29 protein-coding genes and 3 tRNA genes are annotated in these 25,776 nt (G+C 66.6%); 20 read left to right on the top strand and 12 right to left on the bottom strand.

Translation table 11 applies throughout. The annotated features are described in order from the left end of the window. The first annotated feature begins 25 nt into the window (after positions 1-25). From Q322_RS0102595 to Q322_RS0102585, 3 genes are read left to right on the top strand one after another with little or no spacing between them, the layout of a single operon-like run. On the top strand, positions 26-1,039 hold the full coding sequence (locus Q322_RS0102595; RefSeq protein WP_029475643.1) for an NAD(P)H-dependent flavin oxidoreductase: 1,014 nt from the start codon (positions 26-28) through the stop codon (positions 1,037-1,039). Further along, positions 1,036-1,542 carry a GNAT family N-acetyltransferase gene (locus Q322_RS0102590; RefSeq protein WP_029475641.1) on the top strand — a complete coding sequence of 169 codons (507 nt, stop codon included), beginning with the start codon at positions 1,036-1,038 and terminating at the stop codon, positions 1,540-1,542. Before Q322_RS0102595 ends, Q322_RS0102590 begins: the two co-directional genes overlap by 4 nt. Positions 1,543-1,575: 33 nt before the next feature. Next, entirely contained in the window at positions 1,576-2,451 is an 876-nt protein-coding gene (locus Q322_RS0102585) for a glycoside hydrolase family 16 protein (RefSeq protein WP_034417356.1), read from the top strand. Here Q322_RS0102585 and Q322_RS0102580 read toward each other — a convergent pair. Beyond that, entirely contained in the window at positions 2,441-2,821 is a 381-nt protein-coding gene (locus Q322_RS0102580) for an ACT domain-containing protein (RefSeq protein ID WP_029475638.1), read from the bottom strand. The two genes, Q322_RS0102585 and Q322_RS0102580, sit on opposite strands and share 11 nt — an antisense overlap. 269 nt (positions 2,822-3,090) lie before the next feature. Between Q322_RS0102580 and Q322_RS0102575 the strand changes: the two genes are divergently transcribed. Both Q322_RS0102575 and Q322_RS0102570 read left to right on the top strand, forming a co-directional pair. Next, entirely contained in the window at positions 3,091-4,110 is a 1,020-nt protein-coding gene (locus Q322_RS0102575; RefSeq protein WP_245593110.1) for a S1C family serine protease, read from the top strand. 68 nt (positions 4,111-4,178) lie between these two features. After that, positions 4,179-4,763, top strand: a complete 585-nt coding sequence (locus Q322_RS0102570; protein ID WP_029475634.1) for a helix-turn-helix transcriptional regulator — start codon at positions 4,179-4,181, stop codon at positions 4,761-4,763. A gap of 75 nt (positions 4,764-4,838) precedes the next feature. Here the strand turns inward: Q322_RS0102570 and Q322_RS0102565 are convergent, their stop codons facing one another. Next, entirely contained in the window at positions 4,839-5,849 is a 1,011-nt protein-coding gene (locus tag Q322_RS0102565) for an aldo/keto reductase (protein ID WP_029475632.1), read from the bottom strand. Between the two features lie 78 nt (positions 5,850-5,927). On the opposite strand from Q322_RS0102565, the gene Q322_RS0102560 reads away from it, so the two are divergent. Further along, positions 5,928-6,653: a metallophosphoesterase family protein gene (locus Q322_RS0102560; protein WP_029475630.1), complete on the top strand. Its 726-nt coding sequence runs from the start codon at positions 5,928-5,930 to the stop codon at positions 6,651-6,653. On the opposite strand, the gene Q322_RS0102555 is transcribed toward Q322_RS0102560, so the two are convergent. From Q322_RS0102555 to Q322_RS0102545, 3 genes are all read right to left on the bottom strand, one after another. Continuing rightward, positions 6,650-7,369: a metallophosphoesterase gene (locus tag Q322_RS0102555; RefSeq protein ID WP_029475628.1), complete on the bottom strand. Its 720-nt coding sequence runs from the start codon at positions 7,367-7,369 to the stop codon at positions 6,650-6,652. The genes Q322_RS0102560 and Q322_RS0102555 overlap by 4 nt on opposite strands. 62 nt (positions 7,370-7,431) lie before the next feature. Then, positions 7,432-7,508: transfer RNA gene (locus tag Q322_RS0102550), tRNA-Pro, on the bottom strand. A gap of 112 nt (positions 7,509-7,620) precedes the next feature. Then, a complete protein-coding gene (locus Q322_RS0102545) occupies positions 7,621-8,169 on the bottom strand; it encodes a regulatory protein RecX (RefSeq protein WP_029475626.1) in 549 nt (182 codons plus the stop codon). 201 nt (positions 8,170-8,370) lie between these two features. Between Q322_RS0102545 and rpsT the strand changes: the two genes are divergently transcribed. Beyond that, a complete protein-coding gene (rpsT, locus tag Q322_RS0102540) occupies positions 8,371-8,658 on the top strand; it encodes a 30S ribosomal protein S20 (protein ID WP_029475624.1) in 288 nt (95 codons plus the stop codon). A gap of 191 nt (positions 8,659-8,849) precedes the next feature. Here the strand turns inward: rpsT and Q322_RS0102535 are convergent, their stop codons facing one another. From Q322_RS0102535 to Q322_RS24370, 3 genes are all read right to left on the bottom strand, one after another. Beyond that, positions 8,850-9,215 carry a hypothetical protein gene (locus tag Q322_RS0102535; protein WP_029475622.1) on the bottom strand — a complete coding sequence of 122 codons (366 nt, stop codon included), beginning with the start codon at positions 9,213-9,215 and terminating at the stop codon, positions 8,850-8,852. Between the two features lie 89 nt (positions 9,216-9,304). Beyond that, the gene (gene pdxR, locus Q322_RS0102530) at positions 9,305-10,663 is read right to left on the bottom strand and encodes a MocR-like pyridoxine biosynthesis transcription factor PdxR (RefSeq protein WP_342667651.1); all 1,359 of its coding nucleotides are present in this window, start codon (positions 10,661-10,663) and stop codon (positions 9,305-9,307) included. A gap of 77 nt (positions 10,664-10,740) precedes the next feature. Then, positions 10,741-11,067: a hypothetical protein gene (locus Q322_RS24370; protein WP_029475618.1), complete on the bottom strand. Its 327-nt coding sequence runs from the start codon at positions 11,065-11,067 to the stop codon at positions 10,741-10,743. A 134-nt stretch (positions 11,068-11,201) separates the two neighbouring features. On the opposite strand from Q322_RS24370, the gene Q322_RS0102520 reads away from it, so the two are divergent. The 9 genes from Q322_RS0102520 to Q322_RS0102480 all read left to right on the top strand — a co-directional run bounded on the left by Q322_RS0102520 (position 11,202) and on the right by Q322_RS0102480 (position 18,208). Continuing rightward, on the top strand, positions 11,202-12,386 hold the full coding sequence (locus Q322_RS0102520) for a class I SAM-dependent rRNA methyltransferase (protein ID WP_029475616.1): 1,185 nt from the start codon (positions 11,202-11,204) through the stop codon (positions 12,384-12,386). A gap of 30 nt (positions 12,387-12,416) precedes the next feature. Next, the gene (locus Q322_RS0102515) at positions 12,417-13,088 is read left to right on the top strand and encodes a TrmB family transcriptional regulator (RefSeq protein WP_029475614.1); all 672 of its coding nucleotides are present in this window, start codon (positions 12,417-12,419) and stop codon (positions 13,086-13,088) included. 91 nt (positions 13,089-13,179) lie between these two features. Then, positions 13,180-13,255, top strand: a tRNA-Ala gene (locus Q322_RS0102510). A gap of 53 nt (positions 13,256-13,308) precedes the next feature. Then, positions 13,309-13,385 (top strand) — tRNA-Met (locus Q322_RS0102505). A 157-nt stretch (positions 13,386-13,542) separates the two neighbouring features. After that, positions 13,543-14,448 carry a tyrosine-type recombinase/integrase gene (locus tag Q322_RS0102500; protein WP_029475612.1) on the top strand — a complete coding sequence of 302 codons (906 nt, stop codon included), beginning with the start codon at positions 13,543-13,545 and terminating at the stop codon, positions 14,446-14,448. Next, a complete protein-coding gene (locus tag Q322_RS0102495; RefSeq protein ID WP_029475610.1) occupies positions 14,445-14,885 on the top strand; it encodes a hypothetical protein in 441 nt (146 codons plus the stop codon). Before Q322_RS0102500 ends, Q322_RS0102495 begins: the two co-directional genes overlap by 4 nt. A 44-nt stretch (positions 14,886-14,929) precedes the next feature. Further along, the gene (locus Q322_RS0102490) at positions 14,930-15,346 is read left to right on the top strand and encodes a hypothetical protein (protein WP_029475608.1); all 417 of its coding nucleotides are present in this window, start codon (positions 14,930-14,932) and stop codon (positions 15,344-15,346) included. Positions 15,347-15,763: 417 nt separating this feature from the next. Continuing rightward, entirely contained in the window at positions 15,764-16,318 is a 555-nt protein-coding gene (locus Q322_RS20530) for a PDDEXK-like family protein (RefSeq protein ID WP_034417350.1), read from the top strand. Between the two features lie 786 nt (positions 16,319-17,104). Beyond that, positions 17,105-18,208, top strand: a complete 1,104-nt coding sequence (locus Q322_RS0102480; protein WP_084147742.1) for an AAA family ATPase — start codon at positions 17,105-17,107, stop codon at positions 18,206-18,208. Positions 18,209-18,633: 425 nt separating this feature from the next. Here the strand turns inward: Q322_RS0102480 and Q322_RS23010 are convergent, their stop codons facing one another. After that, positions 18,634-19,203, bottom strand: a complete 570-nt coding sequence (locus tag Q322_RS23010) for a hypothetical protein (protein ID WP_156952844.1) — start codon at positions 19,201-19,203, stop codon at positions 18,634-18,636. Between the two features lie 82 nt (positions 19,204-19,285). Between Q322_RS23010 and Q322_RS0102465 the strand changes: the two genes are divergently transcribed. The 3 genes from Q322_RS0102465 (at position 19,286) to Q322_RS0102450 (ending at position 20,601) form a co-directional block, all read left to right on the top strand. Beyond that, a complete protein-coding gene (locus Q322_RS0102465) occupies positions 19,286-19,609 on the top strand; it encodes a hypothetical protein (RefSeq protein WP_029475603.1) in 324 nt (107 codons plus the stop codon). A 241-nt stretch (positions 19,610-19,850) separates the two neighbouring features. After that, complete coding sequence (locus Q322_RS0102455; RefSeq protein ID WP_029475601.1) at positions 19,851-20,411, top strand: hypothetical protein; 561 nt, start codon at positions 19,851-19,853, stop codon at positions 20,409-20,411. Position 20,412: 1 nt separating this feature from the next. Then, positions 20,413-20,601, top strand: a complete 189-nt coding sequence (locus Q322_RS0102450; RefSeq protein ID WP_029475600.1) for a hypothetical protein — start codon at positions 20,413-20,415, stop codon at positions 20,599-20,601. A gap of 161 nt (positions 20,602-20,762) precedes the next feature. Here Q322_RS0102450 and Q322_RS0102445 read toward each other — a convergent pair whose 3' ends face one another. From Q322_RS0102445 to Q322_RS0102435, 3 genes are all read right to left on the bottom strand, one after another. Further along, on the bottom strand, positions 20,763-20,948 hold the full coding sequence (locus Q322_RS0102445; RefSeq protein ID WP_029475597.1) for a hypothetical protein: 186 nt from the start codon (positions 20,946-20,948) through the stop codon (positions 20,763-20,765). A gap of 120 nt (positions 20,949-21,068) precedes the next feature. Then, complete coding sequence (locus Q322_RS0102440; protein WP_034417342.1) at positions 21,069-21,515, bottom strand: cupin domain-containing protein; 447 nt, start codon at positions 21,513-21,515, stop codon at positions 21,069-21,071. A 1,061-nt stretch (positions 21,516-22,576) separates the two neighbouring features. After that, the gene (locus tag Q322_RS0102435; protein ID WP_156952843.1) at positions 22,577-24,655 is read right to left on the bottom strand and encodes a hypothetical protein; all 2,079 of its coding nucleotides are present in this window, start codon (positions 24,653-24,655) and stop codon (positions 22,577-22,579) included. A gap of 96 nt (positions 24,656-24,751) precedes the next feature. Between Q322_RS0102435 and Q322_RS0102430 the strand changes: the two genes are divergently transcribed. Further along, the gene (locus Q322_RS0102430) at positions 24,752-25,276 is read left to right on the top strand and encodes a hypothetical protein (protein ID WP_156952842.1); all 525 of its coding nucleotides are present in this window, start codon (positions 24,752-24,754) and stop codon (positions 25,274-25,276) included. Positions 25,277-25,776 lie beyond the last annotated feature (500 nt).

The following is a 25,776-nucleotide window of genomic DNA, read 5'->3' as shown; positions in this document are numbered from 1 at the left end:
GGTCCCGGCAGGCTACAGTCTGGGTATGCCTTCCCTCACGCAGCGCCTGGGCCTGCGCCTGCCCATCGTCCTCGCGCCGATGGCGGGCGGGATCAGCACGCCGGAACTGGTGGCCGCCGTGGGCAACGCGGGCGGGCTGGGCAGTCTGGGCGCGGCCTACCTGACGCCCGCGCAGATCGGGGAAGCGGGCGCGGCGGTGCGGCGGCTGACGCAGGAGCCGTTCGCCGTCAATCTATTCGCGCCGCAATCCACCTCAGAGCCGACAGCACCGCAGGTGGAGCGGGCCGTGGCCGAACTCGCGCCCTTTCACGCCGATCTGGGCCTGCCCCCGCCTGCCTTGCCCCCGCAGACCTCCGGTGATTTTGAGGCGCAGCTCGACGCGGCGCTGGAGGTGTGCCCCGCCGTCCTCTCGTTCACCTTCGGACGGCTGGAGACGCGGCATCTGGAGGCCTTGAGGGTGCGCGGGATTCTGGCCATAGGCACGGCGACAGGGCTGGAGGAGGCGCGGCAGTTGGAGGCCGACGGCGTGGACAGCATCGTGTTGCAGGGCGGCGCGGCGGGGGGCCACCGGGGCGGCTGGTCAGAGGATGAACTGGCCGACACGCTGGCGCTGACCCGCGCGGCAGCGCAAAGCGTCCGCGTTCCCCTGATCGCGGCGGGCGGCCTGATGACGGCGGCAGACGTGCGCGCCGTGCTGGACGCCGGGGCCAGCCTCACGCAGTGTGGGACGGCCTTTTTGCGGGCGACGGAGGCCGGAACCTCCGCGCCGTACCGGGCGGCGCTGGCGGCGGCAAAGCCAGGCGACACCGTATTGACCCGTGCCTTCAGCGGGCGGACGGCGCGGGGGCTGAGAAATGCCGTGACGGCGGGAATCGGACATCCTCTTCCCTATCCGCAGCAGAACGCCCTGACGCGACAGATGCGCGCGGCGGGGGCAGCAGCGGGCCGCGCGGACGTGCTGAGCCTGTGGGCCGGGGAGGGGGTAGCGCAGGGCCGGGAGGGAACGGCGGCGGAGATCCTGGCCGGATTGTGGCCGTGACCGATCTTCGCCTGCGCCCGCTGCGCCCCGGCGACGAGGAAAGCGCCGTGCGCTGGGGCGCGGACGAGGAATTCTGTCTGGCCATCGACTGGGATGTGGGCCTGCCGCCAGAGCAGATTCGCCGCCACTGGCAGGGCATCATCACCGCGTCCGAACCGGACTTTCTGCGGCTGGGGATCGAGTCAGGCAAGACACTGGTGGGCTATACCGATCTGGCACAAATCACGTCCAGCGACGCCGAATTTGGCATCGCCATCGGGGAAACGGGGCGCTGGGGCCGGGGACTGGGCCAGCAAGCCGGGCGGCTGACGCTGGCGCACGCCTTCGGCGAACTGGGCCTCCAGACCGTGACCGCCGAGGTTCACGCTCCCAACGGGCGTTCGCGGGCGCTGATGCGGCGGCTGGGCTTCGTGGAAGTCGGGCGGGGCCGCCCAGAGGAATACCGGGGCGAGGTGGTGCCGGTGATCCGCTTTGCGCTGGAGCGCGCGAAATTTGAGGGTTGAACACGCCTCACCACTTTCTGGAAAAGTAGGGGCATGAATAACCTGGAACGAGGAAAGACCGCTGTGACGTGGGGGCTGATCTGCACCCTCTCGCTGTCGTGTGCGGCACGGGCCTCTCGAACATTGCCCCTCCCGGCCACGCCACCTGACCCCGCCTGGACGCTGATCTGGCAGGACGACTTCGGCGGCGCGGCAGGCACGCAGCCGGACGGGCGCATCTGGAATTACGACTATGGCAACGCCGCCGCGAACGGCTGGGGCAACGAGGAACTCCAGTTCTACACGCGCGACACAGCCAATGTGCGGCTGGACGGGCAGGGACATCTTGAAATCCGCGCGCTGAGGAACGCCGCAGACCTTCCGTGCTGGCACGGCGATTCGTGCGCCTACACCTCGGCGCGGCTGACCACCAGAAATAAGGTGACGTTCACCAACGGCAGGATCGAGGCGCGCATTCAGGTGCCGCCCGGAGCCGGATTCTGGCCCGCCTTCTGGAGCCTGGGCCAGAGCGGCAGGTGGCCGGAGGGCGGCGAGATCGACATTATGGAATGGCTGGGCCGCGAGCCGAACACGGTCTACGGCACCCTCCACGGCCCCGGCTATTCCGGCGCGAAGGGGATCAGTGCCAGCAAATCACTCGGCCAGGCTGTTTCGGACGGCTACCACACCTTCGGCGTCATCAAACGGCCACGGGAGATCGTGTGGCTGCTGGACGGCCAGCCGTACCACCGCGTCACGCCGGACGATGTACCAGCGGACCGCCAATGGGTCTTCGAACAGCCGTTTTACCTGCTGCTGAATCTGGCGGTGGGCGGCCAGTGGCCCGGCCCGCCGAACGCCAGCACGGTCTTTCCCGGCGTGATGAAAGTCGATTACGTGCGGATCTGGAGGGAGAATCCTAGTCCATGACCGTATGCCCCGACGCGCGCAACACCGTGACAGCCTCCGGCAGCCGCGATTGCGCCACCAGCACGTAATCGGTATCGAAGGTGGACAGGACGAAGATGCCCACGCCCGCGTCCCGCAGCGGGTTCAGCACGCTGGCCAGGATGCCGGTCAGCGTGAACTCGAAGGGGCCGTGAAGGCGCAGCGCCGCCCACTCCTTTTCGGCCCGCACGTCATCTGGCACATTGGCCGCCGCACACACCACCGACAGCTCGCCTGGGGCGCGGGTCACGCTCCAGAACTCGCCTGCAAAGGCCCAGGCGGGTGGGGCGGCGTCTTCTGGAAGCTGACACACGGCGTAGGTATCACCTAGAAAGGAGAGGATCAGGGACATGGCGAAGATGTTAGCGGTCTGAGGTTTTTAGCTGCTCCCACGGCCTAACCCCTCTGCTCCGCAGCTCTACAAGTCCGCCCCATCGAGACCCCATCCCTCGAGGGAAGTTAAATTCGTTCTCGGCTCCCCTTGAGAAGAGCTGGCTGCGAAGCAGGCTGAGGGGTTTGCCTTCCGACTTTGCGCAATTCTCCCCCTCCCCCATTCGGCCAGGGGCACGCCCCCACCGTTCGCCCGGCGCGCATTGCTGGCCCGAAGCGCAGCATATGGGCATGACGAACTTTTCTGATTTATCGAACACTATGGCGGACGCGGTTGAGGCCGTGTCCAAGAGCATCGTTTCTGTCCGGGCCGAGCGGCCCATCAGCGGCACGGTGGTCGGCGACGGCCTGGTCCTGACGGTGGCCCATGTGCTGCACGGCGATGAGGTCACGGTCATGACCCACGATGGGCGCGAAATGAGCGCCACGGTGGCGGGCCGCGACCCGTCCAGCGATCTGGCGCTGCTCAAGGTGGATGGGCTGAAGCTGTCTGCCCTGAGCGCCAGCGAGGGCCTGCGGGTGGGTGAACTGCTGCTGGCGGTGGGCCGTCCACAGCACGGGGTCCAGGCCACGCTGGGTATGATGGAGAGGCAGGCCACAGCCAATCCAGCAGAGGGTGACGCTCCAGAACGTGGGCAGCGCTCCAGCGGCTGGTTGCCCAGCGGCGCGGCTCCGTTCCGGGGGGTCAGCGGTGGGGCGCTAATAGATGCGCGGGGCGGCCTGGTGGGCGTGCTGAATGCCGGCGTGTCGCGCGGCGAACTGCTGGCCGTGCCTGCCGGGCGCGCCATGAAGGTGGCCGACCTACTGGGCCGCACCGGGCGCGTGCCACGCGGCTATCTGGGGATTGCTACCCAGCCCGTGATGTTCCCCGCCAAGGAGAAAGAAGAGGCCAGTACCGAAACGCAGCCCCCGCGCGGAGGCCGGAGCCAGGGCCGGGAGGGCCGGGGCCGTGAGGGCTGGGGCGGCGGACGTGGACGCGGCGGCTGGGAACGTGGAACCTGGGGAGGCCGGGGCCGCTGGGATCAGGGCGGCAGAGTCGGCCTGACCGTCGTGAGTGTAGAAGAGGGCAGTCCCGCCGCGCAGGCCGGATTACTGGTGGGCGACGTGTTGCTGTCGCTGGACCATGAAGCCGTGCGCCGTCCGCCGGAGTTGCTGTGGCGTATCCGCGAACGCGCTGGGCAGAGCCTCAGCGCCCGCATCCTGCGCGGCGGTCAGGAACAGGACGTGACGCTGGTGGTGGGCGAGCGCTGAGCATCAGCAAGGGCAACTCGGCCCAGGCAGACAGGGGCAGGGGACCGTCTGCCCCTTTAGCATGGCGCATGACTGCGCCCCTGATCGCCCTTCCCAGCGTGCGAATTGCGGTGGGGAACGCGGTGATGGCGGCTGGCCTGGCCACGCTGCTGGCGTCAGCAGGATTCCCGGTCACGCACCAGGCCGAGGAAGACGTGCTGATCGTGGACGACGCCTGGCTGGCCGATCCCGAAGCGCTGGCCGACGCGCCCGCCGTGGTGGCGCTGGGATCGCCCGAATGGGCCGCCATCCTGCCCGAACTCGCCCAGAGAGGCTGGGCGACGTTGCCTGCCGACGCCACCCCGGCGGAACTGCTGGCGGGCGTCCTGGGCGCGGCGGCGGGGCTGGCGGTGCTGCCTCCCGCTCAGGTGGGTCTTGCCGAGGATGGAGACCCGGAAGACCTTCCCCTTTCAGACATTGCCCTGACCCCGCGTGAACTGGACGTACTGAACCTGCTGGCCCTGGGCCTGAGCAACAAGCGCGCCGCCCGCGAACTGGGCGTGTCCGAGAGCACGGTCAAGTTTCACGTCGCCTCGCTGTATTCCAAGCTGGGCGTCCAGAGCCGCGCCGGGGCGGTGGCGCGGGGCATCGGGCTGGGCCTGGTGAGCGTGTAGACCGCGTTTGCGGCCTGCCCGCCCGTCTTGCTCACTTCGCCGCCTCCCTCTTTCGCAGAGCAGTCAGGGGCAACTCTACTTGCTGGCCACCTGCGGCTGCGCGTACCGTCCGCCCGTCGCCACACCCGGCGGAAAGGCGGCGTCGATGCGGGCCAGATCATCCGGCGTCAGTACCACGTTCAGCGCCCCCAGATTCTCTTCCAGATACTTCACGCGTTTGGTGCCGGGAATGGGCACGATGTGTTGCCCCTGCGCCAGTACCCACGCCAGCGCCAGTTGCGCGGACGTGCAGCCCTTGTCCCGCGCCATGTCCTGGACCTCGGCCACCAGATCGAGATTCTTCTGGAAGTTCTCGCCCTGAAAGCGCGGGCTGTTGCGGCGGAAGTCGTCGGGGCCGAAGTCGTCCGGGGACTTGAGCTGCCCGGTCAGAAAGCCGCGTCCCAGCGGACTGTACGGCACCAGGCCCACACCCAGGCCAAGGCAGGCGGCCAGCACACTCTCCCCGGATTCGGCGTCTTCCGGGTCACGGGTCCACAGCGAATATTCGCTTTGCAGGGCGGTGATCGGGTGGGTGGCGTCGGCGCGGCGCAGGGTCGCGGCATCCACTTCCGAGAGGCCCAGATAGCGCACCAGACCGCGTTCCACCAGCTCGCCCATCGCGCCCACGGTGTCCTCGATGGGCGTTTCGGGATCGGGGCGGTGCAGGTAATACAGGTCCACATGATCGGTCTTGAGGCGCTTCAGGCTGGCCTCGATGGATTTGCGCACGTAGTCGGGCCGCCCGGACAGGCTGCGCTGCATGGGATAGCCCGGCTCGCGCACGATCCCGAATTTGGTGGCCAGCACCACGCGGTCCAGCTTGCCCCTGAGCCAGCGGCCCAGCAGTTCCTCGTTGGTGTGCGGGCCGTAGATGTCGGCAGTATCAAAAAACGTGACGCCCAGGTCCAGCGCGCGGTCCAGGGTGCGGATATTCTCGGCTTCATCGGCGTCGCCGTAGAACTCGCTCATGCCCATGCAGCCCAGGCCCAGGGCGGACACGCTCAGATCGCGGAGTTTGCGGGCGGGGAGGTCAGTGGAAGGGGTCATGGGTTCTCCTTTTGAAACGGGATTGGACGGTGAAACGGACAGGCTCAACTCTAACCCTCCCTTCCGTATGCTGCGGTCATGCGGCTGGCAATCTTCGGTGATGTCCACGGCAACCTGCCCGCGCTGACGGCGGCCCTGGCCGATATAGACGCGCATTCTCCTGACGTGCTGGTCTGCCTGGGCGACGTGGCGATGGACGGCGCGTGGCCGCGCGAGTGCCTTCAGTTGGTGGCCGCGCTGGACTGCCCGGTGGTGCGCGGCAATGCGGACCGGGAGACGCTCGAAGCTCCCCGGCCCCTCAAGACGCGCGGATTGCCCGACGAGCAGGAGATTCACGACGTCGGTCAATGGAGCGCGGCCCAGTTGACGGGGGCCGAGCACGACATCCTCCGAACCCTTGTTCCGACGGTGGCGCTGGATGACCTGCTGTGCTTCCACGGCAGCCCTGAAAAAGACGACGAGGTGCTGGACGCCGCAACACCGGCAGAGCGGTTGCAAGAGTTGCGCGCCGGGTACGGACAGCAGTCCATTTGGATCGGCGGCCACACGCACCAGCCATTGCTGCGGACGCTGGACGGCTGGCGACTGCTCAACCCCGGCAGCGTGGGTCTGCCCTTCGAGAAGCGGGGCGAGCGATACGTCAATCTGGCCCACGCCGAATACCTGCTGCTGGACCGTGTGGATCAGAGCTGGAGCGTGACGTTCCGCCGCGTGGCCTACGATCTGGCCACGCTCAAAGGGGGCATCCTCGGCTCGGACATGCCGCATGCCCGCTGGCTGGCGGACGAATGGGTGGAGGGTTAGTCGCCGGTATCCAGCAGCAGCTTCGGCGTGAATTTCAGGCCGTCCGCCGCCACCAGATGCGCGGGAATGCCGTTCACATGCCGCATGGATTTCTCGACAGGAACGCCGTGCAGGTGGCCGTAGACGATCAGTTCGGGCCGCGCCGCCTCGATCACGGCGGTCAGTGGATTGGGCGGGTACGGGGCCGAGGCGGGCGGATAGTGCAGCATCATCAAAAAATGATCGCCCGGCTGCCGCAGCTTCCCCGCCGCCTCCACGCTGAGGGTCAGCCGCTGCGCCTCGCGGTCCAGCAGGCGCGCGTCCTCGGCGTTCAGCGCCTCGTAGCCCGGCGTGGTCCAGCCGCGCGAGCCGCAGACCACCACTCCCACACCCTTTGAATCGGCCACGCGCACAGCGTCGTTGTGAACCGCCAGCATGCCGGGGGGCAGCGCCGCGCGCAGCTTGGACGGCGTGGGCCACCAGTAGTCGTGGTTGCCGCGCAGCAGCACTTTGGTGCCGGGCAGCCCGGCCACCCCCGCCAGATCGGTCATGGCGTCGGGCAGGCGCATGGCCCACGACAGGTCGCCGGGCAGCAGCACCAGATCGCCGGGGCGCACGGTCTCGCGCCAGCGGTCATAGATGGCCCCCGGATGCCCGGCCCACTGCGGCCCGAAGACCGTCATGGGCTTGGGGGTCACGTAGGCCAGATGCAGATCGGCGATGGCAAAGACGCGCATGGAATGCTCCAGAGAGAGGGCCAAAAGAAAACCTCCCACAGCGGGGAGGTCACTTCTCTGCGTGGTCGGGGCGAAAGGATTCGAACCTTCGACCCCGTCGTCCCGAACGACGTGCGCTACCAAGCTGCGCTACGCCCCGCCACGGCTCCTGCGGCGCTGGGACCACGGAGGGCCACACAGCGTTTCAAGTGCGTCCGGCAGTTTATCCGCCGCTCTGTGGGGTGTCAAGGCAAGGTGCCGGACGCGGCGGATCACTCCTCCTGCACCTCAGAGTCTTCCTCCTCTGCCGTTCGCCCGCTCAATTCGCGAATGGCGGGCCAGATGGCGTCCCCGCCGTAACCCCGGCGGGCCAGGAATGCGTAGGCACTGGCCTTCGGGTCCTTCTTACGGGCCAGGGCGGGCCAGCGGCGTTCCAGGATTTCCAGCGCCTCAGCGCGCTCCTGATCGGGGTCACGGGCTTCCAGGGTGTCCTGAATCAACTCCTCGGTGACGCCCCGGCGCTTGAGGGTCTGGCGCACCCGGAAGCCGCCCACGCCGCGCCGCTTACCCTCGATCTGGGCCACCTGTTCATCGTTCTGATAGCCCAGCTCCTGCACGCGCTTCAGCACCTCCTCGATCAGTTCGGGGTTGTCGCTGCGGCGTTCCAGCTTGCCGCGCAACTCGGCCCCGGTTAGCGCGCGGCCTCCCAGCGCGCGGAAGGCGTAGGCCAGCAGGGCGTCGCGCTGTTCCTGGGGCGTTTTGGGCCGGACCTCGCGCGTGGGCTGATCGCCTTCGGGTGGGCGGGGGCGGCGGCTTCGCATCCAACTAGTTTAAGGCTTGCCCAGCGCCCCCGGAGCGCGTATAGTCACGAGGTTGTCTTTAACAGGAGGCAGCCCGGCGGAGATGGTCCAGCGTGACCTCGCCCCGGTGCGTGCAGCAGGTTCAGAGCCTTCTGAACGCCACGAGTTCCCCACACCGGGGAACCGCCCCGCAGAACACGCGGGAGAACAAGGAGCAAGAACATGGCATTACGTCACAAGTCCGCTCAGAAGCGCCACCGCCAGAGCCTCAAGAGGCGCATGATCAACCGCAGCCGCAAGAGCACCATCAAGACCTTTACCAAAAAGGCGCTGGCCGCCGTGAACGGCACCGACGACCTGGCCGCCGCCCAGAGCAAGGCTGAGAGCCTAATCGACAAGGCCGCCAAGGGCAGCACCCTGCACAAGAACACCGCCGCGCGCAAGAAGAGCCGCCTGGCCAAGGCCATCAACAAGGCCAGAGCCGCCCAGGAAGGCGCGCAGCAGGGCTGAAGCTCCTACACTTTCCAGAACCCAGATCGGCAGGCCATTCAAGTGGCCTGCCGGTCTTTTTGCATCCTAGAGCATTTGTCCGAATTACAGCATCGGGAAAAGAGACTCCCAATGCTTCCATTCTCCCAAATGCTCGGCAGAATTCACTCACTCCGTTCGGTCAAAAGTGAAGAACTCTTTTGACAAATGCCCTACTTGCGCGCCTCTTCAATGTCGATGGTGCCGCTGAACTTCTCCAGGTCGGTGGTCAGTGTGTAGTTGCCACCGTCGCCCGCTCCCAGCACGTTCAGGCCCCACTGGCCCTGGGGGCAGACCTGAACGGCACTCTGGGTGCCCTTGGGATCGGTCGGGCGGAAGGTGGCCCTGCCGCTGCTGACCTTGCAGGAGCCGCGCACGCCCACCGCCTGATCCGGGTCATAGGCGCGCAGGGTGTACCTGTTCTCGCCGGTGGCGTTGAACATGGAGGTGGGCGTCAGGGTCACGTATCCCAGGCGCAGGCCAGAGGTCAACGGCAACGCGGCCAGCCCCAGCCCCAGCCCCACGACGAGCAAACGCATCGGCGCACTGTAAACGTCAATCCCGAACGTCAATCCCGGCAGCTTTGACAGGGAAATCACACTCCGCCGGGGGGAGCCTGCTGGGGGGGTCACGGCGAGGACGCCAGCCGCCGGATGCCTTGCCGGATGGTGTCGGGCGACAGGTGGGCAAAGGCCAGCAGCACGGCGGCCTGTGCCCCCAGCGCCGAGAGGGGCGTCACGGGCGAGAGCGCCACCCCGCGCCGCGCCGCCGCCCCCACCGCCTGCGCCCCGGTCAGCCCTTCCGGCAGGTGGACATAGACGTGCAGCCCGGAGGCCACGCCCCACGGGGTCCAGTCGGGCAACCACTCACCCAGCACCTGGAGCAGCACCTCCTGCCGGTGGGCCAGAAGCTGCCGCGCCCGGCGCAGGTGCCGCCCGTAGGCCCCGGAGTCCAGCACATCGGCCAGGGCCAGGGCGTCCAGCGTGCCGGGGGCGCGGTCTGTGAGCGGGCGGGTGCGGGCCAGCACGCGCAGCACCGGGGGCGGGGCCGCCAGAAAACCGCTGCGGGTGGCCGGGGCCAAGCTCTTGCTGAAGCTGCCCAGCAAGATCACGCGGTCCGGGGCCAGGCCCTGCATGACGGGCAGCGGGCGGCCCGTGTGGTGCAGGTCGGCGGCGTAGTCGTCTTCCAGAATAAAGGCGTTGCCGCGCCGCGCCCAGGCCACGAGTTCGGCGCGGCGGACGGCCCCCAGGGTCACGCCGGTGGGATACTGGCAGCCGGGGGTCAGATACAGCAGCGTGGCCTGCGGGGGCAAAAGCCGGGGCTGAAGTCCGTCACGGTCCACCGCCACCGGGACCACCGCCGCCCCGGTGGCCGCCAGCGCCGCCCGCGCGCCGGGGTAGGTGGGATCCTCCACCGCCGCCACCCGCCCGGACTCCAGAAACACGCGGGCCAGGGCGTCCAGCGCGGACTGCGTGCCGCCCGTGAGCATCACCATCTCGGGCGTGACCCGCGCGCCACGCGCCGCATTCAGGTAGGCCGACAGGGCGCGGCGGGTCTCCAGCGGTCCCAGCGGGTCCGAGACTTGGCCGCCCTCCGTCCGCCTGCCGAGTCGCCCCGCCTGCCGGGCCAGCGCCGCCGTCCAGGCCGCTTCCGGGTACAGCTCCGGCACCGGCTGGCCCACGCGGAAGTCCACGGCATACTCGCCCTCCGCGTCATGCACGCCGCCTGCCAGCGCGCGGGTGGCCCAGGCACTGAGGGGCAGGTCCGTCAGCGGCTGCGGGGCTTCGGGAAGCGGGGTGGGCAGGCAGACCACCGTGCCGCTGCGGCCCTGCACACGCAGGTAGCCCTCGGCTTGCAGGCCCGCCACAGCGTCCACCAGCGTATTGCGCGAGACGCCCAGCGCCCCGGCCAGGCGGCGGTGACCGGGCAGGCGCGTGCCTTCGGGGAGCAAGCCGCCCGTCACGGCGTCGCGCAGGGTGCGGGCCACCCGGGCGTGCAGCGCCTCGCCGGGCAGCGGCGCAGTCAGGGCCAGATCACTCCAGCCCCCAGACGGCCCGCGCCCGCTCAGCGCCCGAACTCCCGTTCCAGCCAGCGGCGGTCCCCGCCCTCGGCCTCCAGCGCCTGCCCGGCCAGCTCCAGAAAACGGTCCCGCGCGGCCTGGGCTTCGGGCAGGGTCAGGCCGTGCGCCGCCGGATCGGCCAGCAGTTCGCGGATCAGCGGGTAGACGGGCTGCTCGGGGTAGAGCTTTCCCTTGACCATGAGGCTGGCAGGCCATTTCAGCAGGTAATCCAGCGCGAAGGGGCCGGGTTCCAGCACGCAGCCGCCGGGGTAGGGAATGCGCCGGGGCGCGGGGAAAGTCACGGCGGGGTCAGGCACGGCGGGGTCAGGCATGGGCACAGGCTAGCGCGGAGGGGATGGGCGGGAACGGCCCTCGCACCCAGGGCGAGGGGGAGCAAACGTTCAAATTCCCGCCCCGCTTCCCCGCCGCCCATTGGTCCTCTCCCGCATCCGTTAGCCTGACCCCCATGAAGAAGTCCGCCTCCGTCACCCTTCAGCCCACCGCCGTCCGGCGTATTGCGGGCCGCTACCCCTTTGGACATTCGGGCGATATCGCCGACGCCGACGCCGGAATCGCACCCGGCGAGGTGGTGGACGTCAAAGGCCCCGGCGGCAAGGTGATCGCGCGCGGCTACTTCAACCCGGACGGCGCGACGCCGCTGCGCCTGCTGACCTGGCAGCGGGAAGAGGTGGACCTGAAGTTCTACCGGGCCCGCGTGAGGGCCGCCCTGATCCGCCGCGAGGGCCGCGTCCTGAACACCAACGCCGTGCGCGCCGTCTACGCCGAGGCCGACGGGCTGCCGGGGGTGGTGGCCGATCAGTTCGGGGATGTGCTGGCCGTCCAGCTCCGCAACGCCGGGGCCGAGCGTCACCGTGACCTGATCCTGAAAGCCCTGCGCGAGGTCACCGGGGCCGCCAGCGCCTATGAGCGCAGCGACACCGGCGAGCGGCGGCGGGAGGGGCTGGGCATGGTGGCCGGGCCGCTGTGGGGCGAGGTGCTGGAGCGCGTCGAATTCCACGAGGATGACCTGGCCCTGCATTTTGCGCCGATGGATGCCCAGAAGACCGGCTTCTTTCTGGACCAGCGCGACAACCGCCGCCTGATGCGCTCCCTGGTGCGGCCCGGCGCAGGATTTCTGGACGTGTACTCGTACACCGGGGGCTTCAGCCTGCACGCGGCGAAGGCTGGCGCAAAGAGCGTGGCGGTGGACAGGGATCAGGTGGCCCTGGCCGCGCTGGAGGGGGCCGCGCGGGGCAACGGCGTCAACAGCAACGTGGGCGTGCGCTGGGGCGACGCGCTGGAAGTGCTGGCCGCGCTGGAGCGCGAGAAACGCACCTTCGGGGCCGCCGTGCTGGACCCGCCCACCCTGGCCAAGCGGCGCGACGACGTGCCGCGCGCCAAGCGCATCTTCACCGACGGCGCGGCCCACGCCCTGCGGATGCTGGAAACTGGCGGCCACCTGATGGTCAGCACCTGCGCCCATTATATCCGGGTGGATGACCTGTTGGACGCCGCCCGCGTGGCCGCCGCCGAGGCCGATTGCGACGCCGAGGTGGTGGCCGTGACCTACCAGCCCGCCGATCACCCGCAGTTGCTGAGCGTGCCCGAAAGTTTGTACCTGAAAAGTATTTTGCTGCGAAAGCAAGCGTGAGCGGCGTTTTTCCCGTATGCTGATCCGTACATGAGCGCCGTGATTCACCTGCAAGCGCTGGGCCTGACCGAATATGAGGCCCGCGCGTATACCGCCCTGCTGGCGCTGGGCCGCGCAGTTCCCGCCCGCGTGGCGCGGCAGGCTGGGATTCCGCGCCCCAAGATTTACGAGACCCTGGAACGGCTTGAAGGCCGGGGCCTGGCCGCCAAGATGGGCCAGAACCCGCTGGAATACGCGCCCCTCAGCGCCCGCGAGTACCTGGCCCGGGCGAGGCGCAGCTTCGATGACCGGCTGGGCGCGCTGGACCGTGACCTGTCGCGCCTGGCCCCCGATCCCGCGCCCGAGGCGGTGTATCACCTGTACGGCGAGGCCGCCATCCGCAGCCTGTGCGAGGACCTGACCCTGAATGCCCGGCGCAGCCTGTATATGGCCGGGGAGGCCAGCTTCGCTCTGGAGCTGGAGCGCCTGACCCCGCGCGGTGTGGAACTGCGCCGCACCCACCTGACGGGCCTGCCCAGCATCGCCGCCGGGGGCCAGCGCGCCTTCCTGCTGACCCGCGACGGCGAGGCTGCTTTAATCGCCCATTTCATCGACGAGGACGGTGTGGGGCAGGCACACGGCGTTCACACCCACAACCCGGTGATCATCCACCTGATCGAGGGCTACGTGAACCTGGCCTCGCGGCAGTCGGCCCCCGGCTAGGCCATGTGCCGGGCGGACCACGCTGCCCGTTGACAAGCCGGAGGGCCGCTGTTAATCTTGCTGAGCCTTGAAAGAGGCGAGCAAGAGAGACGGGGCTGTGGCGCAGTTGGGAGCGCGTCTGAATGGCATTCAGAAGGTCAGCGGTTCGAACCCGCTCAGCTCCACCACCAAAAAAGCCCCCGCCAGCGTGCGGGGCTGCTTTTTTCCTGAAACACGACAAGGCGATGTAGCTCAGCTGGTTAGAGCGAACGACTCATAATCGTTAGGTCCGCGGTTCAAGTCCGCGCATCGCCACCACCGACAGAAAACCCCGTCCAGTACGGGGCTTTTTTGTTTTGTACCGCAGACATGATCGAGATGAGAAATGACGGATCGTGTGCTGTCCAGCACCAGGTTGTGGAGCACACGATTCGCAGAACTGACCAGCAAAGGCTTCCCGTCAAAGGAGCCCACCATGCACCTCGACGAACTCTGGGAACGCCACACCCGTCACCTCAAGCTGCGCCGCCGCAGCCCCTACACGCTGACGTACTACGCGGCCACGGCTCGCACCCTCTCGGCCTACCTGACGGCCCAGGGCCACAGCCTCCAGGCGGGCGCGGTGACCGTCGGCGACCTGCGCGACTTCATGGAACATCTGGAGCGGGGCGGCCTGGGCACAGGCGGCATCGACGCCCACTACCGCGCCCTCAAGGGATTCTTCGGCTGGGCCATCAAGGACGAGTGGCTCAGCCTCAACCCCACGGCCCGGCTGGAGCGCATCAAGCCATCACAGCGCCTGATGCTCACGCTGACCGCCGACGAGTACAGCCGCATCCTGGCCGTCGCCCGCAAGGCGGCGCTACGGGACCGCGAGACCGCCCTGATCCTCGTGCTGTTCGACACCGGCCTGCGACTCGCGGAGATCACGGGCCTGAGCTTGGACAACGTCCGCTTCACCGAGGGCCACCTGCGCGTCACCGGCAAGGGCGACAAGGAGCGGTTCGTGCCGCTGGGCCAGCGTTCCTCCGGGGCGCTCGACCGCTACATCCACAAGGGCCGCAAGGCGCAGCACGCGGGCGTCACCCAGGTCTTCGTGAGCCGCACGGGTACGCCGCTGACCCGCTCTGGCGTATCGCAGGTGCTGGCCGATCTGGCGGAGCAGGCTGGCGTTCCCAGGGCGCACGCCGCCCCCCACGCCTTCCGGCGGGCCTTCGCGCTGAACTACCTGCGCAACGGCGGGGACGTGTTCACCTTGCAGCGGGTGATGGGCCACACCACCCTGGACATGACCCGGCGCTACGTCCAGTTGCTGCCCGAGGACCTGGCGCGGGTCCACGCGCAGGTGTCGCCCGCCGACCGCATGGGAGCGCCGTCATGAAGGAACCCGCCTGGCAACGGCAGGGCATGCTCTGCACGATGATCAACTGGGAGGCGAACCATCTGTGCCACCCGCTGAGCCACGCTCTGCACCGCCGGGGCCAGCGGGCCGTGACCTGCCTGGTGTCCAGGTCCACCAGTCCGCTGGATGCCCACTACGTCGATCCGTTCAATCCACCGGGCCTGGGCGAGCTGTGGGTACCGGAGACAGAGCTGAACACCGCCATACGGATGGCGCGGGCGGCATGGCTTGACCACCTGATCTGCACGCGCCTGGAGGAGCACTTCGGTCCCTCCTTTCCCCAGCAAGTCACCATCGACGCCACGGGCCGCCACCACACCGATCTGATCAACGAACTGGTAGAGCTGGTGGAATGGAACCGCCGTCTTCAACGCCTACTGCTGTGGGTGCAGGTCACGGGCGAGTTTGAGAGGTAGGGGGTCCTGCTGTTCAGCCGGGTGGGGGGTCAAGAACTGCGGTGATGACCCAACTCACCTTCTTCGGCCCTGAGGCCACTCCTTTCATCCCCTCGCTTGCCTACCACCTGGCGTGTTTGGACCACCGCGTGACGGTCTTATACGTGGGGCCGGATCACGCCCAGGTTCCCATCGACGCAACCCACCTGACGGGCATCCGGCTCGGCCAACTGCATGTCCGTCCAGAGAACTTTGAGCAGGCTGTCCAGGCCGTGAGCAGTGCGGGCTTCGGTCACGCGCTGGTGATCTGGTCAGGGCCTGCCCAGCCTCCGCACCTGCTTCTGACCACAGCGCGCATCAAGACCGCACACCTCACCCTCCAGGAACTCGCGGTGTCGCTGGCCCATCGGATCGAGCGGTCGCGACTGGCCGGGACAGGGCCGCTTGGGCTGACGGTCACGGACATACCCCCACTCCACTGACTTGGAACCGTGAGCTTCGACAAGGCAGTCGGAGGGGGGGGTTGACACGGCATCTAAGCTAAGGACGTCTCCCTTCAAGGCTGATTGAATCCGCACGCCCCTGCCGTCCTGGTGGGGGCGCGTACTTTGGTGGTCATCCAGCCTCCGCCCTCTCAACCCATCTCAACTGAGGAGAACCCATGCCCTGATCTCTCGATCTCTCTGCTCGCTTAAAGTTCCAAAACTTTTTGGAAAAAGTCGTGTGGTACTTTTTTGATAAGGACAGCACGCGCAGTCCACCCAACATCCAGAAACGCAACATCAAGCGGCTTCCAGGTTCCTTCCTGGAGCCGCTTTTCCGTACCATGACACCCTCCCAACATCCTCTGAACATCCCGTTCTTGCCCGGCCTTGCCGGATGCGCGTTCAGGAGGCCGTATGGCCATCACAGCACTTCAGGTTCAGCAGATCAAAGACGCCCACACCGCAGGCATGCTCGACCCCGCCATCGCCCAGCACGCTGGGGTGTCCCTCGCCACCGTCAAGCGTTACCGGGACCGGCTGGGCCTGTCCACCCACTGCGTCACGGCCCAGCGTGGCAAGCTGGGGGAGCAACTGGTGGCCGCCGAGGCAGACCGGCTGGGCTTCACGGTGGACTGGCACGCGCGGGAGCGCGACGGCCATGACCTGCTTATCAGCGGCCAGCGCGTCGATGCCAAGGCGGCCATGCAGCTCACGGACGGCTTATGGCGCTTCAGGACGCACCGCACAAGGGTGAGCTTCTTTGGGCGGTATGTCTACCGCAAGAACTACACCGAGGACTCCGAGGTCATCGCGCTCGTGGCCCTCTACCCCGATGAGACCCCGCCCGACTTCTACCTGCTGAGCAGCCTCACCCTGCCCGAGGACATCCGCATCCGCCGGGGCGGCCCCTTCGAGCCAGCGCGTGAGGATTGGGGACTGCTTGCTCCCACTGCCACTATCCAAGCCTGAGTCCACAAACCAGCACCATTCGCCTGCCAGCCTCCGACACACCGTTGGGGGCGGCCTTTTCAGGTCCTGTACGAGCCGCCAGGAGAAATGGTGACCTGCGTCATTCAGACTGCCCTGCTCTCCTCTCGCACTTTCGGCCACCCTCGGGCCCAAGTCCGGCCACCAGAACGCTTTCGTGGCGGCCTGGGGCACATTTCCAGAACGGGACGGCGTGAACAGGCGGAAGGCGCGGGAGCCACGATCAGCACCCTGTTCCCTGCACGTGCGGATGGATGTAAACCGTCGCCCAGAAATGCGGGTGGATGTAAAGCAACCCGTCTGCGCAGATGAGGGCAAGGGGCCACGTCCAGTTTCTTGCTCCGGGGCACCCACACGATCGGTCCTGTGCTTGTCCACTCCGCGCATGTGGGAAAGGTCGTCAACGTTTCTACGAGATCGCTCAACCTGCTGCGTTCATTTGATGCATCTCACCCAGTTTGGCTTGGGGCCTGTGATCCACTGGAGAAGTCGAACGCGCCGACTTGACCAGTCCTGCGCCAAAGCGAGTTCCTCACGGCAACGCCCAGCAGATCCGCTCGGGCGACTTTTCATGCTGCGCAGAGGACCGTCCTTGCTCAGCTTTGCTGACGGCACCCTGGAGATCTTATGGAACGCTGCTGAGCTTGATGCCGGATACCGGTTCTCAGGCTCCACCCCTCAAGCCAACTTTTCCTCGCTGACGCTGGCCTGTTTTCTCTTGGGCGGCGCTTCCTTCTTTCCAGGCGAACTACCGCCACAAGGAGCCTTATGGATCTGTCGCTCGTCTCTCTGCCCTCCTTAAGCTTTACCTCGCACCCACTGCCACTTCACTCGCCGCACAACGTGTTCGGCAGCGAGTCCGAGACTGTCCACCCTTTCAAACCGCGCCACACGAAGCCGCCACCCCGTAGAACTGGGCTGAACCGGGAGTACCGCCGCCGAGTCGCAAAGTTCTTTAAGCAGCGCTGGGAAGATCGTCCAGCGCCTGAACCGGCGGACTACCTGGTGGACGGCCTGGTTCCCACCGGAGCGCTCACTGTTCTTTACAGCGAGTCGGGCCTGGGCAAGACCCGGCTGATCCTGCAAGCCGCGAATGCTGTGGCCAATGGCCAGATCTTTCATGATCGGCCCACGACCCAGAGCAGGGTCCTCTATCTCGACTACGAGATGGGCGCGGCGCAACTGGCTCGGTATGGACAGGAACTCGGCCTCCAGGGCTACATCAGTCCCTATCACGACATTCCGCTGGAGGAAATTGCCGCTCTGATCCGCTCGGCGGTGGAAGACGGCTGCGGACTGGTCATCATCGACAGTTACGCCTCGCTAGCCAACCAGACCGGCATCGAGGGCGCGGTCAACAGCAACTCTGTGGCCGAGCGAATCCTGAAGCCCCTGGTTGACCTGGCCCACAGCCTCGGCGTCGCCATCATTGTCCTCCACCACAGCAACAAGGGTGGGGTTGTCTACGACGGTTCACAGCGCATCAAGGGCCTGTCAGACATGCTCCTCAAGCTCAGTCTGTCTCGCAGCTCTGGCGAGATGAAGCTGACGGCGGAGAAGGCCCGGTACGACTTCACGCCCCTAGTTTGGGACGCCAGCGATCACCCCAACTTGCGGGGCCGAAGCGACGATCACGAAGATGAGGGCACCCAGGACAAGCCGCTGGAGTGGCTGTTAGCACAGCTCGCCTCCGGCCCGGCGTTCATCGATGACCTCAAAGAATCCTTCCGCACGGCATTCGGCTTGCACGAGAAAACCCTTGAGCGGGCGGCCAACCGTGGCGCTGAGATGGGCTTGCTGAGCAAGGAGAAGATCGGGCGCAAGAACCAATTCCAGATGGTCGAGCCAGGTTCGATCTCCGAATTGATCTAGCTTCCGACGCAGACAGACAGACATCCCCCCCTACAACCCCCCCGTGTCCGTCTGGGTCGTCGGGACACCGATCAGCTGGAGGCTGTCGGTGATCCCGTCGATCCGGCGCGGGTCCGTGGGTGTCGCCGCCCATCCCGCATCCCAGGGCAAGGGCCTTCTTGTTGTGTCCAGGAGCAGCCACCATGTTGATGACCCAAACGAATGTCCGTACCCGTACCTCCCGCCCTCTACGCGTGCTGCCCGACTACGCTGCCAGGTTCAGACGTGGCTTGGCGGCATTTGAATCCCACCCTGCCCTCTGCGCTTTGCGGAGCAAGCTCGCCCGGAGCTGGGCGCTTCGCCTTCGCCGTAAGATCGCGCGGCTGCTGGGCTGCCCGGCAGCGCAACTGCCCAACCGGATCAGTGCGCCTGCATTCGGGGCTTTGTTAGGCCAGCGTCAGCGGGTTCTGCTGCGCACACCCCACGCCCGCACCGGACGGTACGGTTTTCTCCTGAACCGAAGCCCACACGTTGACGCGCAGGACTTCGCGCTTGTTTGCCTCGATCAAAGAACCGGTCTGGCCCATGTCCTGCTGGTGCCCGTTCGGGACGCGCCCAGTTACGTTGGCTTCACGGCGGTAGAGGCGCGGCGGCAGGCGGTCATCAGTTTCCGGTACGGCTTCTGAGCTGCTTCGGCAGTACGGGTGTGCATCCTGTACCGCCGAGGCATCCCGCCTGATTTCTAGCTGATCTACTCTCAACTTCAACCCGCACTCCCGCTCATTGCCGTTTCCAGGTTGGACACTCCAGCCCGGCCAGGCAGCTACTCGGTAGGTGCGGGAGTTCTTGAGGTCGGGGATTCTTGGATTCTCGAACGGTCCGGCGAACTTCGCGGTGTACCCTACAGCGGTCCATCCGTCCGGGTGTTCGGCGCCCACACCGGACGCTGGATCACTCCATTGCAGCACTTTAACGAGCGTGGCGTCAGAAATCTGATTGACTTCCAGCCCGACCATGTTCTGAAGGCCGCCAGACACATCGTCGCGGGCTGGCGTCCTACATCTTTCAGGCCCCAGCGGCCACATCAAGGAGCACACCATGAAGAACACCCAGCAGCAAGCTCAGCAGGCCCTTCGAGCCATCCAGACCCGCCAGGAGCAGGCGGCCAGCGTGTTCCAGACGACGACCGACGCAAACATTGCGGAGGTCAAAGCCATTCACGAACAGGTGCAGGCCCATGTCACAAAACTAAGCGACCAGATGTCGAACCTGGACAATGTTCCCGAACACCTTGAAGACGAGCATGATGCACTGGATTCACTCGGAAGCGAGGTTGAGGCGCTGATCGGAGAGTTGGAGGAGTTGCGTGATGCCAAAGTCGACTTCTCGGGTGTTATCGGCGAAGAATTGCTCGTTCACTGACTGCGTGCCCACCTTTGGTGGTGATGACAGCTCATGTTCCAGGCATGGGCCACGCTCGCGCTGCAACTCCAGCGACTGGCCACTGATCTGGGCGAGCTGGCTCCGTGGCGCAAGCCGGGTGCGGTGCTGGCGGCGCGGCTGCGGCCCGCCTGATCCGGCTGAGCTGAGCGTGTCACACTCCCCCATGAATCCGCCGCGCTAGCCCGTGGTGGCCGTCCTGTGGCCTCGATAGGATGAGCGCATGACCACCGACACCAACTTGACCCCCGACAAGGTGATGGCCCCCTTCGATCCGGTCAAGCACGGCCCCGCCGTGTGGAAGCTCCAGGGCATCAGATGGAACGACACCGAACTCGGGAACGCGCGCATCTTTGACAAGTGGCCCGCCGACAGACTCGCGGCGGTGCTGGGCCTGTCGGTGCGGGACGTGCAGGCCATTGTCTGCCCTGTCCCCGAGGGTGGGCACTCGCCGTGGGCTGCTGGCCCCTCTCAAGGGCTGCCAGCGCTGAGCCGGGCCGGGACGCCCCCGCCCGCTGGCCTCGAGTTGCGGACCCGCCCCCTGATGTGCATCTTCCCGCATCCGCGCGGCGGCTATACCACCGTCCAGGCCGAGGCGGCGCGCGCCGAGCATCACCCCGTCGTGACCGGCTGCGCGGCCTACCTGGTCACGGCGACGGCGACGCATGTGCTGGTGCGCCTCTCGGCATACGCCTTGGGCGACTACCACGCGGACCGGCTGGTCATGGTCCCCCTGCCCCGTTTTCTCCGCTACTTCACCGTCCTGCCCGGACAGGCGGGCTGACATGCTGACCAGCACCGAGGCTGTGAGGCGGGCGCTGAACACCCTTACGCCGCTCCTGCGCAATGAGAACGAGCAGCGTCCCGGCCTGCACGCGCTCGCGCTACAACTGCAACGGCTGGCCACCGATCTGGGCGAGCTGGCCCCCTGGCGCAAGCCGGGCGCGGTGCTGGCGGCCCGTCTGCGGACCTGAGAGCTGGACGCTCACTCCGGCTCGTCCGGTAGGGCGGCCACTGTCACCTGCATCAGCAGGCCCAGACTGCCCGTGTGCATGTAGCGGTTCAGTCCCGCGAAGTACCTGGGGCGGTCCGCGTAGCGCGGCGCGGGCAGGCCGTAGCTCCAGAGGGCTTGCCGTCAGTTCCGGTATGTCCCACTGCGCTCCCGCAGGTCTTGAAGCTGCTTAGGCGTGATCTCGAAGCCCTCGATGCGCAGGCTGGACACGGCGTGGTCCACCATCTCCAGGCGCAACTCGCGGCTGGGTTCGCCCACCGGACGCCGCACGGCAGTCGCGCTGAGATCACGGGGCGCGGTCTTGGTCATGGCCTCAGTATCGGTCCAGGCGTGGCGCGGTGCAAGCAGCCCCCTGTCATCTGGGCTTTGTCAAGCTTGTCACCACCCTGATCATCCGGCAAAAGCTGGCTCAGCCCTCCAAGTAAGAGCTTAATCAGAGGGCGGGAGAAACCTGACACCATGTCGGGCGCAGATCTCAGCCACCCGCTGCATGTCTGGAGGCCCGGCGGGCAGGGCGCTGAGTTCCTGCCACATTTTTTCCGCTCCAGCCGGAAAGACTGAAAGCAGTGTCCTCGCAGGCGTCTCCCCGACAACCATCCAGTTGTGAGGGATCTTCCTGGGCAAGAACACGGTGGTCCCCGCCGTGGCCGTCGTGGTTTGGGTTCCGACTGTGAATTTCATCTGTCCGTCGATGATATGGAAGAGTTCATCTTCATTCTCATGCAGATGCATGGGGATGCCCGTACCCGGCTCGTTGGTCTGCTCGACCAGCGTGAAGCGGCCCCCTGTCTCCTCTCCAGTGAGCCTCACCGTCATGTGATCGCCAAGAACGTTGAGGGGGTGTCCATTACCAGGAATGAGAAACTTCGGCTCCATAAGGTCTCCTTTCTCTGTGAGATTTGCTCCTATTACTCTCCTCATCTGCGCAGATGTCAAGAGGCACCCACTCCCTGGGGATGATGTTCAGGCCACGACGTGACCCAGCCTCACTGGATGAAGACCTCAACCGAATTCCTTAACGCAGGTTTTGGTTCCAAGTCGATTCCGTTGGTAAAATCGACAGTTCCGCGAGAGAGGCTTCGCTTTGGAAAGGCTGCATGACCCGCCGAACAGACTGGTCTGGGACTCCACTCAGGTGTTCTAGGCGTCATGGGCTCCATTTTGCGAGTTTTCAGGAACTGCGACTGACTTTACCAACGGAATCCAAGTCTCAGGTCACCCCGGGTTGACGAGCAACCCCCTTCGCAAGCCGATGCAGCGGACCGTTGCGTGTGCGCGTGGCTGTGTCCTCCCGCGCCTTCGGCTTGGGTGCCGCGCGTGCGGCGCGCACGCAGCAGCGGCAGGTTGGGGATGATGGCCCGAGGCTTCCTTGGGCGACTCACTCGACAAGGCCGCAGGCCGCACCTAGGGCAGACCCGTGTGAGTTCCGAGGAGTTCGGGACTGCTTGGCTGCTTCTGTGCGCGCTGCTGCTCTCCGTCTTCCCACTCCCACCGGCCCTGGGACATGCCTGGGGCGTCCGGGTGCAACACGGCAAGAACTTCAGTGACATCGCGGTGGCCTGGCATCTTCCTGCCTTTCTGCCCCAGAACGCTGCCCTGTGTTACGCACTCCATCCCCACGTCACGACCTTGATCGCCCTGAAAAAGCGGCCAGGAGCGACAACCGCGCCTCTGGCCTCCTCGCTGTGGTGGTGGGCGGGGGGACTCGAACCCTCCTGTGGCCGGCAGCAACCTACTCGCGCGCCCGTTGATGGAGGGGTGGGCACTCTCCCCTGATCTGCCGCACCGATCAGATCGCGTCAGATGATGTCCCATCCCTGTCAGCCCCTCGTGCGCTGGGCCAGCGTCTTTGCCTTCGGGGGTGTCCATGTGGGTGGCGCTGCTCAGGAAGGTGGGTGCTGCCGTGCGTCTCATCCATTCGCTGGGCATCCGGTTCACTACGGGAGTTGACCAGCAACCCCCTTCGTCTGGTGCGCCTTCACGAACTCTGCGCAGTCGTGCGAGACCTGCTCCTTCGTCGCGCCGGGCTTCAGGTACACCTTGGGCTTGCCCGCAACCTTCGTCAGTCCCACGGCGGCCATCGCGTCGTCGAGCATCCCGTCGTCACTGGAAGCACCGCCGTTCATGACGTCGTCGTACTGCCAGCTTCCCGAGTCGTGGTAGGCGCTGTGAAGGTGGCTGCCGACGGGGCAAGTCCTGGTAAACTTCAACAGTGCAGACCACGCCTTGAGACTCCCCGCCGAGGACGAGCCGTTCTTGGGCAGCCCCTTGAGCAGCGTGGCAGTCAGCCCGTTCGGGAAGTGGCCCGAGTCCAGCAACTCCCCGGCGAGCGCCGCCGTCATGTCGCGCCAGCGGGCGTTGTGGCTGCGACGCGTGAACAGCAAACTGGGCGCGTAGTCCCGCAGCGCTACTCGACTGATCAGTGGTCCCAGCAACTCGCGGACGTCCTCCTGGCTCTGCCCCACGACGATCCGGGGGCGGACGAGCGGCGGTGCGTACCTGGGCTGGCGGCCTCGGTTGAGCATCTGGAGCAGCTCGCTGCCCTCGGCGTGGACGTGCAGCCGCTTACGCTCAAGGGGCTGATCCGGGAAGACAGCCGAGAGGGTGTGGTGCCGATGCATGCGGCTCAGCCGTCCCGCGTTCAGCGCGTACACGTCGCGCCCGGCGTAGGTGTTCAGGCCGCGCCCAGCGTGCCAGTGCATGCGTTTGGGTTCGGGCTTGCCCACGCGGTGATAGGCCACCTCGACCAGACCGCACCACCTCAGCAGGCTGCGCGCCTTCCAGAACTTCTTGCTGGCGATCATGAGCTGTGGCCGTCCAGTGGGTGCCGCCTGCCTAGCCAGTTCCTCGGCGATCTGTGTGCGGTTCTCGAGCGCTTTGATGGTGCTCTCGTGCATCGGATCGAGTGCCAGGCCCTGAAAGCACTCGACATCGAGCAGGAGACCGGGATCGTACCCGTGGAACGTGACGGACTGCTCGGCGAACAGGGTGGTGTAGTACGCCTCGTCGGCGTAGCCATCAAGAACGACGACGGGCAGGTTGAAGTTCAGCGGGCGTCGCAGGTTGTACCTCAGCAGGGCAGGTCCGGTGAGATCCGTCTTGCCAGGCCACAGCACGCCGAAGCGCAGGCGCTCAGGACCACCCGCAGCGGCGCGCGCGGCGTCCTCGGTCAGCGCCACGGCGATCAGGACGGCCTCCTCGGGGCGGACGTGGACGGCCACCAGCGCGCCCTCCAGACCGGAGGTGTTGACGGGATGCAACCGGGCCAGCTCCGGCCACAGCAGCGTGCCGGTCAGACCGTGGGCGCTGGCGTAGTTGTTGGGCGAGGCGAAGGTGGTGACTGCGCCGCTCACTGTGCCGCTGGCCGCGCTGCTGATCGCGCTGATCGCCGCCCGGTCTGCGACATCTGCCAGCGCCACGCAAACCGGGTCCCCGCTGGCCGCCAGGGTGTTCAGGCGCAGGTCTGCCGGTTCCTGGCCGTCCTCGTTCCAGGCCCTCGGCGCGTATGGGTCAGTGGGCGAGGCCAGCAGCACACCGCTGCTGGGGTCCTCGTCGATCACCAGCAGGTCCGCACCAGCCAGCCGCGTGGACAGTCCACCGCCTCCCCCGAAGATCATGGGTAGCCGGGCGTGGCTGATGATGCGGACGGCGGGAGTTCGCGGCCAGTCGAACTGACGCTGGAACGCTTTGGTGTTGGACGAGAAGTGCTTGTGGGGCCGGATGATCTCGCAGTCCACCCCCAGGGCTTTGAAGGCGTCTTCAGCCTCCCGGCCCAGCGAGTCCGCTTTCTTGATGGCGTGCACGGCCCACAAGACCCTCGAAAGCGTGCCCGCTTTGATCCGGTCAGCGATCTCTTCACGCATGAACATGCTCTTGCCCTGACCAGGCGCGGCCACCACCACATGCACCTCACCCAGCTTGGCTGCGCTCAGCACTCTGGAGGCTTCGGCGCGACTGAATGGAGAGAGGGTGGTGGGACTGGCAGGTGCGGGAGGTGGAGGAAGGGTGAGCGTCATGCCGTGGTGCACGGTACTGGTCCGGCGCTGACAGAGATCGCACGCGGGTGAGCGCATTGCGACATACGGACATATGAAGGTGTGGCTATCTGCAACGTGCCTGAGACGCTGCGCGCGGGTGAGACGCTCACCGTCAAGGAGCAGACCATTCACGACGACGGCCTCGTCACCACCCTGGGGCTGCTGCACGACGAACTCGACGCGTTGGTGCAAGCCGCGTACGGCTGGACGGGTGTCCTCAGTGACCAGCAGGTGCTGACCCAGCTCACCGCGCTCAACGCCGCACGTCACCAGCAAGAACGACAGGGGACGGTGTTGTACCTGCGCCCCGAGTATCAGGACCCTAAGGGGACCGCCATGCGCGATCTCGACATGGGTGCGGGGACGCTGGCCGTGCGTGTCGCTGCCGTGCCGTCCTTCCCCGCCAAGCTCATGGACCGTGCGGTAGCCGTGCAGCACGCGCTCCAGACCGCGCCTCAGCCGCTCACGTCCGCTCAGGTGACCGCGCTGTTTAAGGGGGCGCGCGCTGCGTCCGTCGAGGAGGTGCTGGACACACTGGTGTTCCTCGGTCACGCCAAGCAGTTCGGTAGTGAGACCCAGACCCTGCGCTACGGGATCTGAGCCGCGTCTGTCCAGCACCGCACTCTGCGTGAGGCACCCAACGGCACCTCAAGTCGGCCTGCCAGCGAGACGTCCGCGTTGGTCCGGGTGAGGTGCGCCTGTCCAGGGACTCGCGGTGCGGCAGACACCACACACCACGACACACGCCTGCAAGCAAGACCTCTACGGGGTTCAGGGGCGTGCGTCTGCCCAGCCTCGCACTCTACATAAAGCACCCAAAAGCACCTCAAGCCGGTTCGCCGGACAAAAATCTACGTCGATGCAGGAGTGAGGCGCGCCTGCCTGGGACCGCTGCCACCCCCCCTACTCCGGGGGCACCTGCGCGGCTCGCCCTGCATCCGTCAACACTCCTCACCGAAGTGCTTGCCGTGTTCAGCGCCGCCTGGGAAAGGTCGCCTTCCACGTCAAAAGCCCAGCGTCAACAATGACCACAACCTCAGGTACATCCTGATGAACCCAATCCCCCATTGTCTGGACCGGAAGAAAAACACTGAGGCTTC

It is taken from the genome of Deinococcus frigens DSM 12807 (assembly GCF_000701425.1).
GTDB classification, from domain to species: Bacteria; Deinococcota; Deinococci; order Deinococcales; family Deinococcaceae; genus Deinococcus; species Deinococcus frigens.
Note: the sequence above shows the minus strand (reverse complement) of the source record. Positions and strands in the feature narration are given on the sequence as shown.